8 protein-coding genes are annotated in these 16,213 nt (G+C 56.3%); 4 read left to right on the top strand and 4 right to left on the bottom strand.

Annotated features, from left to right (window positions below; genetic code table 11):
- Positions 1–163: 163 nt before the first annotated feature.
- From ACR0AO_RS20070 to ACR0AO_RS20060, 3 genes are all read left to right on the top strand, one after another.
- Positions 164–1,684, top strand: coding sequence for a ShlB/FhaC/HecB family hemolysin secretion/activation protein (locus tag ACR0AO_RS20070; protein ID WP_480607617.1), 1,521 nt, complete (start codon positions 164–166; stop codon positions 1,682–1,684).
- On the top strand, positions 1,629–6,119 hold the full coding sequence (locus tag ACR0AO_RS20065; protein WP_480607615.1) for a two-partner secretion domain-containing protein: 4,491 nt from the start codon (positions 1,629–1,631) through the stop codon (positions 6,117–6,119). Before ACR0AO_RS20070 ends, ACR0AO_RS20065 begins: the two co-directional genes overlap by 56 nt.
- Positions 6,120–6,748: 629 nt before the next feature.
- Positions 6,749–7,180, top strand: coding sequence for a hypothetical protein (locus ACR0AO_RS20060; protein WP_480607612.1), 432 nt, complete (start codon positions 6,749–6,751; stop codon positions 7,178–7,180).
- Between the two features lie 2 nt (positions 7,181–7,182).
- Here the strand turns inward: ACR0AO_RS20060 and ACR0AO_RS20055 are convergent, their stop codons facing one another.
- The 4 genes from ACR0AO_RS20055 to ACR0AO_RS20040 form a co-directional block, all read right to left on the bottom strand.
- Positions 7,183–8,559 carry a hypothetical protein gene (locus ACR0AO_RS20055; protein WP_480607609.1) on the bottom strand — a complete coding sequence of 459 codons (1,377 nt, stop codon included), beginning with the start codon at positions 8,557–8,559 and terminating at the stop codon, positions 7,183–7,185.
- 3 nt (positions 8,560–8,562) lie between these two features.
- Positions 8,563–11,385 carry a peroxidase family protein gene (locus ACR0AO_RS20050; protein WP_480607606.1) on the bottom strand — a complete coding sequence of 941 codons (2,823 nt, stop codon included), beginning with the start codon at positions 11,383–11,385 and terminating at the stop codon, positions 8,563–8,565.
- Between the two features lie 13 nt (positions 11,386–11,398).
- On the bottom strand, positions 11,399–13,129 hold the full coding sequence (locus tag ACR0AO_RS20045; RefSeq protein WP_480607603.1) for a thiamine pyrophosphate-binding protein: 1,731 nt from the start codon (positions 13,127–13,129) through the stop codon (positions 11,399–11,401).
- Between the two features lie 229 nt (positions 13,130–13,358).
- Positions 13,359–14,384, bottom strand: a complete 1,026-nt coding sequence (locus ACR0AO_RS20040; protein ID WP_480607600.1) for a GlxA family transcriptional regulator — start codon at positions 14,382–14,384, stop codon at positions 13,359–13,361.
- 165 nt (positions 14,385–14,549) lie between these two features.
- Here ACR0AO_RS20040 and pdxR point away from each other — a divergent pair, with 165 nt between their 5' ends.
- Positions 14,550–16,055 carry a MocR-like pyridoxine biosynthesis transcription factor PdxR gene (gene pdxR, locus ACR0AO_RS20035; protein WP_480607597.1) on the top strand — a complete coding sequence of 502 codons (1,506 nt, stop codon included), beginning with the start codon at positions 14,550–14,552 and terminating at the stop codon, positions 16,053–16,055.
- Positions 16,056–16,213 lie beyond the last annotated feature (158 nt).

Genomic DNA, 16,213 nt, shown 5'->3' with positions numbered 1-16,213 from the left:
TATCTCCGCTTCGCTGGTCGGTGCGAATTACGGACCGGCAATGGCGCAATCGGCTGCAAACCTTGCTCCATCCACATTCCAGCCGCAAAACCAACGTGCCACCACGGGCCCTGTAACAGTGGCACGCGATCCGGGGGCGCAGACCCCCCCCGGATCAGACAGATTGTTCGTCACAATCGGAAAGGTCGAAATACAGGGGGCTTTGCCCCAAATGGCAGGCGCAAATCAGAATTTCATAAATACATTGGCCGGCAAGCGTGTTCCGGTATCCGAGATATTTCGGGCCACGCGCTTGTTAGAAAGCGAATATGCGGATGCCGGTTATGTACTGGCCCGGGTTGTATTGCCCCAACAAACCGTCCGGGACGGCGGGATGCTCAGGATCGTGGTGGTTGACGGATATATCGAGAAAATTGACGCGACAGCCGTCCCCGAACCCGTGCGGAACCGGATCGTTCGCCTTACGGATCCTCTTGTCGGGAAACGTGGCATCCGGCTGCAGCAGATCGAGCGCGCGCTTTTGCTGGCGGGTGATACATATGGTGTGAGATTGTCCTCGACCCTCTCAGCGGGCCAGCAGGACGGTGGCACGTTGCTCACACTTGATGGCGAATATCAACGGGTGACAGGGTCTTATGGATTCGACAATTCGCTTTCCGACGAACTCGGGCCGCTCAATCTGAGCGCGGGTGTCGAATTGAATGGCGCGCTCCAAATGGGTGAGACATTTTATGCCCGGCTGGGAGGGTCCCCGACCCGGTACTTCTCGGATTCGGCTCAATACCGTATTCTTGCCGCCGGCGTCGTTTTCCCGATCGGGCTGGACGGGTTGACCTTCAACATTGAAGGCACGTCAAGCAGGTCCACACCAGACAATGAACTCATTCCGACCAACAGCAGTTTCGACCGGCTGTCGTTCCGGTTTTACTATCCCTGGATTCGGTCACGCCGCTTTAACCTCTCCTCACAGTTCATTCTTGACCGGATAAGTGACGAGCAGAACCTCATCGGATTCAACACAGAATTTCCGATCTACGATGACGAGTTGAGTGTTTTGCGCGCTTCGCTTGATGGTAGCTGGAACTATGACGACGGCTCTTACTTGCAGGCAAGCGCGGTCTTGTCGCAGGGAATCGACGCGTTCGGCGCACGGACAACGCCGGGGCCAGGGGAAACTCCGTTGTCGCGTCAGGGGGCGGACGCGGTTTTTACCAAGCTGGTTTTGGGGTTCCAATATCTGCGGCCATTCGACAAGGACTGGAGCTTGTCGCTGCGCGGTCGCGCCCAGAGCAATTTCGGAGATCCGCTGGTGTCGTCAGAACAGATCAGCCTTGGCGGTCTCGGAGAGCTTTCGACATTTGATGCAGGCACGATCCAAGGGGATGACGGCTGGGTTCTGCGGGCCGAGGTGGCCCGGCAGTTGTCACTTTCCATTGGCGGGTATCCGTTTATTGGCAAACCATATTTGTTCGGAGCCACTGGTGTGGTAGGACTGGAAAATCCGACTGTTTTCGAACAGAGCACAACCAAAGCTTCTAGTTACGGACTTGGGATCGAATTTTTGACGATTGAAAACTCCCCGTTCCAGTCCGGTTCATTGCGAGTTGAATATGGGAGAGGGTTAAGAGATGATCTCGAACCAGATGAGAACCGCTTCAGCATCGTCGCGAGCCGAAGGTTCTGAAGTTACAAACTGCGGGTACTCTTCGCCAATCTTTCTGGGGACGATTGCAATTTTGTTGTCCTCAACCGCCCTGGCCGGTGATTTGCCAACGGGGGGGACGGTAAGCGCAGGGTCCGTAACGATTGCGTCCCCGTCTTCGTCCCAGATGAATATCTCTCAGGGGTCGGATGCCGCCATTGTCAACTGGAACAGCTTTTCCATTGGTCAGGAGGCGCAGGTCAACATAAACCAGCCTTCGGTGAACAGCGCGTTGTTGAACCGGGTGACCGGGAACACCACTTCGGAAATTCACGGTCAATTGAATGCAAACGGCCAGGTGTTCGTCGTCAATCCCAACGGTATTTTCATTGGTCCAGCCGGGCACGTGCAAACAGGCGGATTTGTCGCGTCGACTTTGGATATCACCAACGAGGATTTCCTGTCGGGCCAGTACCGTTTCAACGGCCAGGGTCAATCCGCGGCGGTTGAAAACGCAGGGCAGATTTCGATTGTTCCGGGCGGTTATGCGGCGTTGATCGGCGGCAAGGTCAAGAACTCGGGCCTCATTCGGGTGCCCCTTGGCAAGGTTGGCCTCGGCGCCGGAGAGCGGGTCACGCTGGACGTGTCCGGTGACGGTTTCCTTCAGGTTGCCGTTCCGTCGGACGGTGACGACAGCATGGATGCGCTGGTCGAGAATTCAGGATTGATCGAGGCCAATGGCGGTCAGGTACATCTGCTGGCAGCCAGCGCACGGGACGCGGCGCGGCAGGTCGTGAACATGTCAGGCGTGATCGAAGCGCAGACCGTCAGCGGACGTTCAGGCGCGGTGGTTCTGGGTGGAAGCGGTGGCGGCGTTCATGTCAGCGGAACGATCGATACCTCGGCAAAGGTCGAGCTGGTTGAAACCAGCCCACGCCCACTGGCCCGCCCGGCGCCGGGCGGGGACATCACGATTACTGGTGAGCAGATTACGCTCGCGGGCGCGAACCTGACCTCGGACGGGGCCGGAGAAGGGCAGGGCGGCCAGATCCGCGTGGGTGGTGATTATCAGGGCGGCGGTGACCTTCAGCGCGCCACCAGCGTTTATGTCGATGACGCTTCAAGCCTTTCCGCTGACGGTGGCGAAGCCGGTGACGGCGGTCGGATCATTGTGTGGTCCGATGTCTATACCGAGTTCGATGGCCTGATTTCGGCACGCGGAGGTGATCTGGCGGGCGACGGCGGATTTGCCGAAGTGTCGGGCAAGCTGGACTTGCGCTATCGTGGTCTGGCGGATCTGCGGGCACCGGACGGCGAGATCGGCCTTCTGTTGCTTGACCCGACAAACATCACCGTGCCCGGCACCATTGACGTGGCTACAATTGAATCGAATTTGGCCACCACTTCGGTTGAACTCAATACCAACGGCACCGGATCCTTGGTCATTGGAGGCTCGGGCACGGATCTTGGGGGTTCGGGCACGGATCCCGGCGACATTACAATCAACAGCGCGATTACCTGGAGCAGCTTCAGCGAATTCCGGCTGACGGCCAACCGAAATGTCATTTTGAATGCTGGGATCACTGGAACTTCTGGTGATTTCGCCATCGACGCCGGCGGCACGATCACAACCGGCGCGGGCGGAACCGTAAATGTAGGGACCTTCCGATTGGAAAATGGCACTTGGTCTCAGGTGAGCGGAACGTTGCCCGCATTTCAGGCTTCGGATTTTCAACTTGGCGGTTCCACCACCTTTTTGCGTGCCCTCGGCGGAGACGGGTCTGCTGCCAGTTCGTATCAATTGACGGACATCTACGGCGTACAAGGGGTGAACAGCACTTCGCTATCTTCGTCGAATTTCGTGCTCGCCAATGATATCGACGCCAGCGGAACATCTGGGTGGTTCGATTTTGGCGAAGGTTTCGAGGGATTCCAGCCGATCAGTTCGTTTGACGGAATATTCAATGGGGCTGGCCACACGATTGACGGGCTGTTTGTGGACCGTTCCGGCGCCGTGGGCGGGCTTTTCACCACATTAGGGAATAGCGCGGTCGTAACAGCCTTACGGCTCGAAAATGCAGACATCGTGACCGGCGGCGGAGGTATCCTTGCCGCTGTCAACAACGGAACGATTGAAGCCTCATCGGTCACGGGTTTGATGAGCAATCAATCTCCGGACGGTTTTGAGTATGCGGACTCTGGGCCATTCGGTGGCATGGTTGGAACGAATAACGGCACCATACGTGACAGTTTTTCGCTTGCGACCGTCAGTTATGAAGAACCAGGTTTCGGCTCGGGGCTGGTCGAAATCGGTGGGCTTGCCGGGGTGAACACCGGGATCATTTTCCGGTCTCACGCGGGAGGCTCGGTTATCGGGTCCGATCCGGGTTTCGGTTCAACAATCGCAAATTTCCATGCAGGTGGTCTGGTCGGTGAAAACCGGTCGGCGGGAACGATTCAGAGTTCTTATTCCATTGGTGATCTAGCATTTACCCTCGCTGGGGGCGGGGCGACAGCGGGCGGTCTGGTCGGCGACAATGCAGGCGGGACGATATCCACGTCGTACTCCACGGGCAGTGTCTCTGTATCCAACGGGACCGCAGTTACAGGCGGTTTGGCCGGCGCCAACATAGGCACGGTAAATGGTTCGTTCTGGGACACGGACACTTCCGGGCAAAGCACCAGTGCGGGCGGTACCGGGCTGTCAACGGCCCAGTTCCAGGACACGGACGGCTTTGTCGCACTTGCCGGCCCTGCGGCGTGGAATTTTGTGAATAACTGGGCCCCCGGGGCATTCGGACTCTATCCGCAGAACTACACGACCAGCCCTGTGGTTTATGTGACCTATGATCCATTATCCGCCCAGTACGGCAGCACTTTCTCTGCGACTGCAACCGGGACTGTTGCAGGTGGTCCGGGAACCTATTTGTTCGGACCCGCAGGTGACACACTCGATACATCACCGGCATTCACCAATCTTTTCTTCTCCGATGAATCCGTGGGCAGCACAACGTTTGTGACATCAACGACAACGCTCAGCAGCGCTCAAGACGTTACATACGATGTCGCGGCCTTGTCCGGAGTTGGAACCGTTACGCCCGCGCCATTGACGATTACGGCAAATGACCAGTCCAAAACCTACGGCACAACCTTCAGCTTTGCAGGAACCGAATTCACGGCTACCGGCTTGGTCGTGGAAGATTTCGTGTCCGGCATCACACTGACAAGTGCCGGCGCCGCCGAATTTTCCGATGTCGCGGGTAGCCCCTATTCGATCATCCCCAGCGACGCGACCGGAGGGGGGCTGAGCAACTATGACATTACCTATGTGAATGGTCAGCTGACCGTCGAACCGGCGGTTCTGTTCATTTCTCCCGATTTTCTGAGCCGAACCTATGGTGACGGGTTCACTTTCTCGGGGACTGAGTTTTCCACGATGGGTCTTCTGGGAACCGATACGGTGACAAGCGTAACGCTGACCAGCGATGGCGCAGCCCGGTTCGCTCCGGTGTCAGGAAGTGACGGATATGTGGTCACATCCAGCGACGCCGTCGGATCGGGCGTTGGGAATTACGACATTTTCTATGATACCGGGCTTTTGTTCGTAAACCTGGCGCCACTTACGATTACGGCACGCAATCAGGTCAAACCCGAAGGGTTTACGTTTGTCTTTTCGGGCACCGAATTCAGCACGTCGGGTCTTGTAAATCCTGCCGACAGAGTAACGTCGGCGCAGTTTCAAAGTGATGGTGCGGATGCGGACGCGACCATAGACGGGTCACCCTATACCATCTTTGTGTCCAATGCGCAGGGCAACGGTCTTTCCAACTATGACATCAGCTATGCCACCGGGATCTTTGAAGTCGTGGAAGAGATCAACGTTCCAACTCCACCGATCCCGTCGATAGAAATAACTCTTACAGTCGATACCAAGATGAGTACTGGCGGTGGGGGTGGCGGTGGCGGATCTGCCACAGGTGGTACAGCGGTAACTCCGGTCGAAGAGGCCGCCAAGACGTTGGACACTGTCGAAATCGTTTCGGACGACCATGAAGCACGGATTTCTTCCTGCGGCGGGCAGGGTGACGATGTCGCGTTGTATCTGGCCTGTCTTGCCGATGCGATGGATGACTATGCGGGTGATCTTGAAAGCATAGCCTCTGACCTGCCGCCAGGATTGGAAGGCATCGGGGATATCGTCCGTGGCGCAGCTGCCGGGGTACGAGAGGCAGGCGAGAACGCCAATCGCCGTCTGGCACTGGCAACGTCGGCCGCCGAACGCGAAGCTATCCGCCGCGAGGCGGCCACCGAAGCGCGGCGCGCAATCCAGTCAGCCCAATCCGAAATTCGCAAAGCCATCACTCTGATCCGTGCCGATGACCCGGAATTGGCCGGTTTGCAAAGACAGCAGGTCGAGACAATTGTACAAGCTGTGGGCCGCGCCGAAATCGGGTTGTCCCGTGTGCTGGAACTGTAACTCAAACCTGCCAGCCGCGTGCAAATCCGGCGGCTTTGCCCGGGAAACTTGTGGCAGGATGTTAAGCGTTTCCAGTTCGGCGACAATTTTGCCGATTTTCGTGCAATTATTCCCGGCCGCCCAATGCGCAATCCTTCAATGCCCCATGAAGTTGTTTACGCAATGCGCTGATAGCATGAGAATTATTACGATCAATGGGTTGAAGTATAATCGTGTAGACATCGAACTTTGAAAAAGTAGTTCGGGCCGTTGGTCTTGTGTGATAGTTTGAATCGCACGGTTGCTGTTTTTGGGGGGAGCCGACCGCTGCGAGTTGAAGCGGAAAGGCAAGAGCCGCGCCGCGGGATTTGCTGAAGCCAAATCGCGCTCTGTCGGGACCCCAAAAGGAATTGCGCCGTTGTGACGGTTGCGGAGATGTGATCCGTAACGCGTTGTTGTGTGGGTCGTCGTGTTAGGCGATGCGTTGTTATTGGTTTTGGGAGGGGTATCCCAATGAGTGGGGTCAAGCAAATGTGCTTGCCGTTTGTGCCACGCACAGGCAGAAACGGCAGAGGGAAGGCAGGGATTGTCCCGGTCTTTTCAAGCCGATGTATCATCTCGACCAACACCTCTGTTCGGAGGGCTGGCGGATGACAGTGTGTTACCTGCCCAGAGCGATTGATGACATTCCCGTGCCTCGTCGCATGATGCAATGGCGCCTGCCTTTTTGCTTGCTTTCACTTCTGACGGGTTATGCGCTGTATGCAGCGATGGTTTTCACCGGATTGCACCCTTTGCTCGCGCTGACCGCGCAGTTCACGCTGTGCTGGGAATTCAACCTGCGTGGCCCCGCAAGTCACGTATTCCGCATGCGCGCAGCGGCAAGGTCAGGCTTGTATGTCGCGACCAATATTGTCGTGTACCTGTCGAACGTGTACCTGTTGCATCTGATTTTGAACGCGGGTCTGGATGCTTATTTGGCGCAAGCGCTGGCTCTTGTGCCGATTGCAATCCTATCACACGTTCTGAATTCTCATACTTTGGGGGTGCAACCGCGCTCTTGTTGTTGGGACTTACTTTGATCTTAGGAAGGCCAGTTCGCATCGTGCGCACGCTGAGCCTCGGTCAGTCCGTTGTCAAAGTAGGTTTCATAGTATTCGTTTTCGACCCGGTGTGCCTGCAGCCAGATACCCGGCGCGTGAATCGCTTCACAATGCGCGGGGAACCGCCCGTGAGTGTCATGGATATACGCGCATATATCGCGTGCACAGTTTATGACGTCTTCTTCGTATTCTCCGGCTTCTTCCAGATACTTGTCTCCAAACTCGCCTTTGTAGATCTTCGCAAACAGTTCCCGGTTCTTGTAAATACCGCCCTCTCCGAATTTGCCCGCGATGACCGCGTCCACGGCATCGGACATTGAGGCGTAGTATGGAGGGCATTTGCCCTTGATCAGGTGTTCGCCATGATGGCGGAGTCCAACCGCATGAGCGCGGATGTCCCTCATCCTCGCGATTGGCAGCGTGTGCCAGCGGAACAGGTCCATGAACCGCCATTTCGGCGAAACATAGTCAAAGTTCAGCATGTTCCCAAACTTGTCCCGAAACTTGGGATCGCCAAGCAGAACCGGCGGAGAAATGGCAGCGTGAATCCAACCACCCAAGCCTAGGGCCTCGGTGACCAGAAACAGGTTTTGAATCAACAAGTCCGCCTCGATCTGGGTGCGCATCTGGCCCAGAACACCCAAGGGGATCTTGATATCCGGATTCAAAAAGCCCTTTTTGATCCAATCTTTCACTCCGGCCGGCTGATAGAAGTTCCGGTCATCCACGATCACCGGGCGGGCATGATCGGGTTGGGTTAGCAGGTACATCAACGCGTTGATGTACTGGTGCGACAGATCCACCACCGGAAAGAAAATGGTGGATCCGGGTCGGTTGGACAAGAACCGGTTGGAATCGAGATAGGCGGGAAAATCGCGCATATCGCCGGGCACATCGACGCGGCGGTTCAGAATGCGCACCTTGGCCTGCTCGGCCCGATCCAACAGCACATCCGGCGTCCAGTTCGTGGTACCGCCCGTCAGCGGATCAAGACGTCGCAGGAAATACGTGCCGCTGTCATTGATCATGAAAAAATGCGTGCCCTGCGCGTTGTCCGGGCTTCCGGCCGTGCGCCCCTCCATCACCAGATTCGGCTTGGACATGATCGGGTCACCGCTTTCGTCGTCAAAAAACGGTCGGTCCGGCATGGTCATCCCCGACGCGCCGGTTGCTGCTATCAGAATGGCCTCCTGCAGTGGGTCGAGCGGCGAAGGTTCGTTTGCCGATTGCCAGCCGAGTGAACCAGCGACCACGTTCGATCCACGGCCGACCCGCTTGGTTCTCCGGTTCCAAAGGGTGTGTGCAAGCGGCGCTTTCAAAAACGCATCAAGACCTTTCGAGGGGTTTGATTGTGCCATTGTTCACCCTCCGTCCACAACGCGCCACGGCGCAAACGCCGTACCCGTTTTCGGCAACACCGGGGCAAATTCCGGGAAATGGCGCAACAGGACCGATTTCATTCCGTTCTGTTCAATCCAATCCATGCCCAGGGGCGTGTAGACCTCTGGCCTGAAATCCGTGGTCAGAAAACGGTCCGACTGCAACCGGCGCGAGGCCATCAGGACGAAAACGCGAAACGCCGTATCGGAAAATCCAAATCCGTCGGGTGGTGTTTCCCCAAGCAGGCCGATCACCGTGTCGACATTGTCAATCTCACCGTAAAGTTCTCGGAGTGTCCGATTGGTGCCGGGGTCCGCTGTCAGGTCCTCCCATCGGGTGACCGGCGGCATGTGCAAGCCCTTGCGGAACTCGTTGTAGCGCGGCACGCGCCGCGCACGTGTCCTTACGATGTCGACCACCGACAGATCTATCAGTTCGCCGAAACGCTCGAAATTCTGAAGTGATTTCGGAAAGTTGTGCAGCGTGATCGCCCCGGGATGGGCAATTGCCAGCGAGTATAGCGCGTCCCTCAATCCCAGATTGCGTAACTGATCGTCGGTCTGCTCGCCTTGTATTTCCAGAAAACCGCGCCGCGCTTTTTCTTTTCCGGTCTCGAAATCATAAAAAACATAGTCATCCGGGATCAGAGGGTGCATCCGATAGACCGTGGCGAATTCCTCGGTCAGCGCATATCGGGCTGTGTGGTGGTCGGGCAGGGTTTCCGGGATGCCTTTCAGAGCGTGCACATCGGTCAGCCAGATACCCAATCGCGTGAGCCACGACTTCGGCGGACCGTACCAATTGGTTTTCATACCGATTTCCAGCGCCTCGGTGCCAAGAATGGCCGGGGTCCATTCGACCGTATGTATCTTGGCAATCAGGGCAGACACGATCAGCCGCGCGGTTTGATAAATCCTCTCATCTTCCATGAGCGGGTATTCACCGTGCAACGCCTCGCAGATCACATTATGCTCGCGGGCAAACAGCGTATGCATGGTCGACAGTCCCAACCACCAGCTCTCGTTAAAGCCGGTCATCTCAAAGCCATGAACATTGGTTGGCAGATACCCATCTTCCAGTTTGAGCTTCGCTCCGGCTCTCAATAACTGCGCTGCCTCCGAGTTGTTGCCATAGACTTCTGACCCGTCCCACCAATGCGAGGTTTCGTTCGCAAACAGGAACGGATCGTCACCATCGCCCAGCGGGATGTTTCCGGCTATACGCATGTCCCTTTCGTGTTCACCATCAGGCGTATTGCGCCAATCCGGATAGGCATCGGGGATTGGCACGACGTCGTCCTTTTCGCCCAGCTTTCGCCGTTCGTGTGCGACCCAGTCGTGAACCTGAAACTGTATCCAGGACGCAGCCAGAACGTTCAGGATTCTTGCGGGGATGAAGGATTTGCGATCCATCAACCTGCGGGCCACCTCTATCGGGTTGGGGCTGTTCTCCGGTTGGATCTGCGGCGGCATATTGCGTCCGAAACTTGCACCCACCGCCCCCATATTCGGATCAGACAGATCGTTGTACGTGCCGTCATAGGTTCGGTACATACGCTGGTCGGCCGTGGGCTCTGGCGGAACTTGCCGGGTAGAAGGAGAGCTTTCTTCGGGATCGGTATCGAGCAGGCTTTTCTGCCGCAAATCGTATCTCAGAGCGTCCAGATTCAGCAGTTGAATCAGCAAAAACGGGATTTTGTGCCAAGGAACGCGCCGATTTACGGCGCGCAGGGCCGAACGGGCCAAATTCCCGAAAATTCGGTTCTGCAATGGCGGCGGATGCGCCTTGAAACGCTTGCCCTGCCGATGCGCCGCCGATGCGTCATAGACCAGTTTGCGCGCGCGGTTCAGGTTGCCCAAGGGCCGGAATTCTTCCGTCGTGTTCCACGGGTTGAACGCCATCGCATCAACGGCCACGGCTTCGGCCAGTGCATCCGGGGTAGAAAGATCGCGCCGGGGTAAAACCAGTTCGGCCACCCTGATCGGGGGGCTGACCGTTTCTTCCCACTCATGCGCCGCATCTTCGATCGGGGTCTGAACTTCTGAGACGAAGCGTTGAACAAACAGTTCAAAGCGAATGTCCCCCATAGCCTGCCGAACTGCAAATTCGGACGAAAGGCGCGTCGCTCCGGCAAATTCGCCGGCAACACCGGGCGTGCCCGGCGCAGGCTTGAACGTATAACGCACGGCCTCGCCACCCCAGGCAATGGCGCCGCGGCTCCAATAGCTTTCAAGGGCGACGCTGTCGCAAATTCTCAACGCTTCACGCACGTTTTGCAGCATCCGCCATGTCTCGGACGGACCAAGCACGAAGATCAGGCGCACGAGGCCAATCAGTTTCGATATCGTGCCTCCTGCAAGCGCATGGGCGAAGACTACGAATTGACGGGCGTTACGCGCATGAGGAACGGGAAAGTTGGTCGCCAGAAGATCGTGAGCGGTGCCTTCGTCCGTTTCAACACGAACGGCAATTCCGCGCAGGTCTTTTTCCTCGTCCGACTGCGTTCTCGAAGATGCGTTGGAAAAACGAACCAACGCGGGGTAACTCGCCCCGGGTTTGGCAAAGCCGAATTGCAGATCTTCGGGCAGATCTTCGGCAATTCGCAGTTCCGCACCTTTCAATGCCGCGATCGATTTGGTGTGAAAGGCCCGATCAACATGACGCGCCTTTGCGGCCGCCTGAGATTTGAGCTGGGCGGCCATCATCAGTTCGGCAAGTTCCTTGGTTTCTCTTCGCTCGGCCTCCCGAGAGCCGCCGGAAAAGGTTTCGTTCCAATTGCGAAAAGTTGAGGTTTTGCCAGTCATATGGGCCTCCCAGTCACAACCCAAATCGTTTGCGTACTCCCGACCAGAGTGCAGCCAGAATTCCTTCGGGGTGAGGCGAGTAATGCGGCAGCGCCAGACGTGTGATCCGTGCGTCGATCAATGTCGGTTTTCCGCTGGTCAGGGCGGCGCGAAACGCCTCTTCAAAATCTTCGAGCGTGTCGACGGTAAACCCCTGTGCTCCGCACGCGCGGGCATAGGCGGCATAGTCCGGATTGTCGAACTCGACGAGGCCTGTCTTGAAAAATGCAGACAACTGGTAGAGCTTGATCAGCTTGAATTCGCGGTCATTGAAAATGACCCAAATGACCGGAATGTCATATTGCACCGCTGTCATAAGCTCGAATCCGGACATCAGATATGACCCGTCGCCCACGGAGGCGACAACAGGCCGGTGCATTTGGGAATACTTCGCTCCGATGGCGCCGCAGACACCGATCCCCATCGGCCCGTATGTACCGGGTTTGCGGAAATTCTGGCCGTCCTTTAACTCTAGGTAATAGGCGGTCCAGGCGGCATGCGCCCCGGCATCTGTCAGAACGATCCCGCCCGGCGGAAGCATCTGCGAGATTTTTTGCACCATTTCGCCAGGATGCAACTCTTTCTGAGGCGAAATGATGAACCGTTCATCGTAGTCCTTGGGCCGGTAATCCTTGTTTTCGACCTGCCCGACCTGGTGGTCCAGCCGCGCGAACACCTCTTCCAACGCCAGCCTGGCATCTCCTTGGATGACATAGTCGGCCTTGTAGAATTTATCGAACTCGCCCGGATCGATATTGACGTGAATCAGGGTCTTGTTCGTGAACAACTCGTCAAAGAAATCGAAGGTGGCATGCTGAGCAAATGAGTTTCCGACAGCCAGAATTACATCCGCCGTTTCGAACAATTCCCAAGCCGCCTTGTGGCCGGAATCGCAGTATAGTCCGATGGCGAGCGGGTGCTCCTCGTCCACAATACCCTTGCCGTCCATCGTCGTCAGCAGCGGGATTTGAAAACGCTCCATGAACGTTCTGGTGATTTCGTTCGCCGCAGCGCGAATTGCCCCGAAACCAGTCAGCAAGACAACAGTTTTGTTTTCTTCAAATGCCTGCCTAAGGTACTCGACAACTTGCTTTACCTGCGTCGGATCAGGCCGCGCAACGGCCTTGGGCCGTGTCAAAGGTCGGAAATTCATGACCTCGATCTTTGGGTCGGTGATATCTTCGGCAATTGCGACATGAACCGGGCCGGGACGTCCCTCGAAAGCGACGTCGACGGCCCGCTGCAATACATCCATCAGATCGCCCGGGTCGGTGACAAGATAGTCCGCGGACTCGCCGGTGGCGGGGTCTTTCTTGGTCACCGCACTAAAGATCATGCGAGAATCCGGCGTGCGGACCAGTCCGGAGGTTTCATTAAGGCTGCCACGTCCTTGCCATGCCAAGGTCGAGTAACCACTGATCGCGAGCAACGGATAGCTGTCGGTCAGTGCCACGGCCAGGCCCGATATCAGGTTGAACGCCCCCGGGCCAGCCGTTGCGAAACAAACTCCCAGCTTGTCGGTGAACATGGCGTGTCCGCATGCCATAAAGGCCGCACCTTGTTCGTTCTTGGCGATGATCGGCCTGATTTTGTCAGAGGCATCCAGTGCCAGCATCATTCCGGCGGCGTTTTCTCCTGCGCCACCATATGCGGCATCGACACCAATGGATTCGAGCGCGGCGACAACCGCTTCGTACACCCGCATTCAATGCACTCCGTCAAAATGTTCTCTAGTATAGTTTGAGTAATTTACCAAAAAATCGCGGATTAAGATAGTGATGGCTAAACCCAGTGGTGAAAATCAGCCAATTGAGGGCGCTTCTAAATTTAACATAATATCGATTACAAGGGGCAGATGTGAAGCATCAAAGCTAAAATGTCACCCATGAGCAATTCAGGAACTTCACTCTCCTCCCGACATCAGGCAAAGAGGATCAGACCAATGGTTGGTGCATAGACCGCAATCTGGTTGGCGCGATCCCGAACTGTTTCCTGAATCCCCGGCCAAATGCCGAGAATGAAGAAAAGCCACAGGCCAATGCAACCTCGGTCACCGTCATATTGGTGTCTTCGATCAGCACCCGGGCCTGTTCGTACTGCTTTGCGCGATAGAATTTGACTGGTGAAGTGGAAAGGTAGCGGGCGAACAACCGCTCGACCTGCCGGACTGACAATCCAACTTTGCGCGCCACAACCGCCATCGACAGCGGTTCTTCAAGGTTGTCCACCATGATCGCGATGATGTCCTGAAGTTGCTTCGGCGCGCTTTTGTAGGTATCGGGGACCGTGCATGTTTGCGCCCGATCCGCGCTACGTGACGACGAAGCAAGCAGGTGATTGCGGATCTTGGCCGCCACACCGGTCGAAAGATTCTCGCTGACCCAGTTGAGTGCAAAATCCATTGCACCAAGCTCTCCCGAACAGGTCACGACGTTTCCGTCTTTGACAAAAATCGCGTTTGAGAACTCCATGTGAGGCAACATTTCGCTGTTGGCCGGCAAGCGCGTCCAGAGGTCGGTGCCTTTGGCCAATTTGCCTGCGCGCGCAACCGTGCGTACGGCCCCGCCCATTATACAAATCGGAGTTGCAGATTGCCGGCACCGCCGCACGACCTTCATTGTCGCAGCGTGTTCACAGTCGCTCAGAACTGGGCCGGAACATATGACAATGGCGTCCTTGGCGGAAAATACACCCTGAACCGGTCCCAACGAGTCCAGTGATCCATCAGGAAGGATACGACCACCAGAGCGCGCTTGCACCGGTTGCCCGTCAACTGATACCAACCGTACCCGTACTTGCTCCTGGTGGCCGATTGTTCCAATTGCATCAAACACATCCGTCAGGGACGCAAGGCTCAACAGCGAAAATCCATGCGTTATCAGGATCGGGATCTCGAACCGGGCGTTGGTCTCGGAAAACACCTTGATGCATTTCTTGTTAAAAAAATGATGCTTGGTCATTTTCCCGCTCCCTACATCTCCCAGCCGGTTCGGCCGGATGTCCTCGCCACAAAGTTCACGGGAATGCCCGCTTTAAAACATGTTCCCTATTGCTGTTGAAAAGTGGGTATGTGAAAATACCCAATCGGAATTTTCAGGTATATCCAATTATGGGATGTTTCTTTGATGAACGACAAAATGAAGAAAACCGGCGGTGCGTTTTTGTCGATGTTGCACCTGGACAGGCAAAGCACAACTCCGTTGACCCGCCAACTTGAAAACCGAATTCGAAAGGCAGTTCTGGATGGCTCTCTGCCTCAAACCACACGCCTTCCTTCGACCCGCCAACTGGCCCAGGATCTCGGGGTTTCCCGACTGACGATCAAGAATGCGTTTGAACAGCTTGTCACCGAAGGCTTTCTTGAATCACAAACTGGATCAGGTACTTACGTGGCGAACCTGTCATCCGGAGATCTTCCGATTGAAATCACCCGCGCGCGGAGACGACGGCGGACGACCGGTCTCGGCCCGATCTCGCCACATGTCGAACAGATCCAAAGCTCGCGCTCCACAACGCGCCTTTCCCAGGTTTCGGCGTTTCGACCGGGTATTCCGGCGCTTGATCTTTTTCCGCGCCGTGCCTGGGCCGAGGCCCAGTCTCGTGCGATCCGCAACCGCGACACGTCTCTTCTTGGTTACGGGCCTCCTAGCGGGCTTGAAGAGTTGAAGGCCACGATTTCCGCCCATGTCAGGGACTGCAGGGGAATCGAATGCGGCACAGATCAGATCGTTGTCACAGCAGGCGCCCAGCAAGCGTTTTCCATTGTACTTATGACACTGTTGACGCCCGGCAACACTATATGGATGGAAGATCCCGGTCATATCGCGTTCCGGGACGCGGCGCGTCTTCAGGGGCTGAACGTCCGCTCCGTACCGCTTGATGGCGAAGGGTTCTCGATCGCGCATGCGGTTGCCCATCACGATCCTTGCAACCTGATTTTTGTCACACCCTCCCATCAGCACCCGCTCGGAATGACCATGAGTCTGCCTCGCAGGTTGGAGTTGTTGGAACTCGCCCGCGAACAAAAGGCATGGATCGTCGAAGACGACTATGACAGTGAATTCCACTATGAGGAACGTCCTCAGCCCGCCCTCAAGGCGTTGGATCCGACTGCGGGGGTTCTCTATGTCGGCAGTTTTTCGAAAACTATGTTTCCCGCCATTCGGCTTGGCTATCTGATTTGTCCGCCCGGGTTGAGCCATGCCTTTGCGGCAGCGGGAACGTTGCTAAGCCAGAACGTGCCGGTGCTTCAACAAAAGGCGATGGCCTATTTCATGGAGAATGGCAGTTTCAATGCTCATGTCCGAAAGATGAAACAGGCCTATCGGCAACGACGCGATCTTCTGGTCGCGGCATTGGAAGACCAAGCGGCAGACATCCTGCAACCCGAGCAATGTAACGCCGGAATGCATCTTGTTGCCAGGTTCAAAGATGCCTCTTTGTCCGACCACGATATGGCAAAACGGCTTTGGGCTGCGGGTATCGACTGTCTGCCGGTTTCGATTTTCAGGGATCTGGCACCCTTGGATCCTGCTCTTTTGCTGGGTTTCGCCTGCGCACCGGAATCACAGATTGACGGCAAGACCCGACAAGCTGTCGATTGCCTGTCTCGGGACGTCCGGCTTGACTGACACCTCCGGAAAAGACCCCGTTGCCGGGGTCTTTTTACGTTTTTGCTTTGTGATCGCCTGTTATACTGGCCATGGCAGCGAATAGGTTTTTACGTTTGTGAAGAATTTCATGGCTTCGATGACGCCTTCCTTGACGCCGTTTCCTGAGTCCTTGATGC

The sequence above is a fragment of the Ruegeria sp. AF8 genome, assembly GCF_056541825.1.
The sequence above is the reverse complement of the archived record's forward strand: the minus strand, read 5'-3'. Positions and strand labels throughout refer to the sequence as shown.

Coding starts and splice junctions, on each gene's coding strand:
- ACR0AO_RS20065 (WP_480607615.1), top strand. CDS start 1,629: ATGATCTCGAACCAGATGAGAACCGCTTCAGCATCGTCGCGAGCCGAA.
- ACR0AO_RS20060 (WP_480607612.1), top strand. CDS start 6,749: ATGACAGTGTGTTACCTGCCCAGAGCGATTGATGACATTCCCGTGCCT.
- ACR0AO_RS20055 (WP_480607609.1), bottom strand. CDS start 8,559: ATGGCACAATCAAACCCCTCGAAAGGTCTTGATGCGTTTTTGAAAGCG.
- ACR0AO_RS20050 (WP_480607606.1), bottom strand. CDS start 11,385: ATGACTGGCAAAACCTCAACTTTTCGCAATTGGAACGAAACCTTTTCC.
- ACR0AO_RS20045 (WP_480607603.1), bottom strand. CDS start 13,129: ATGCGGGTGTACGAAGCGGTTGTCGCCGCGCTCGAATCCATTGGTGTC.
- ACR0AO_RS20040 (WP_480607600.1), bottom strand. CDS start 14,384: ATGACCAAGCATCATTTTTTTAACAAGAAATGCATCAAGGTGTTTTCC.
- pdxR (WP_480607597.1), top strand. CDS start 14,550: ATGAACGACAAAATGAAGAAAACCGGCGGTGCGTTTTTGTCGATGTTG.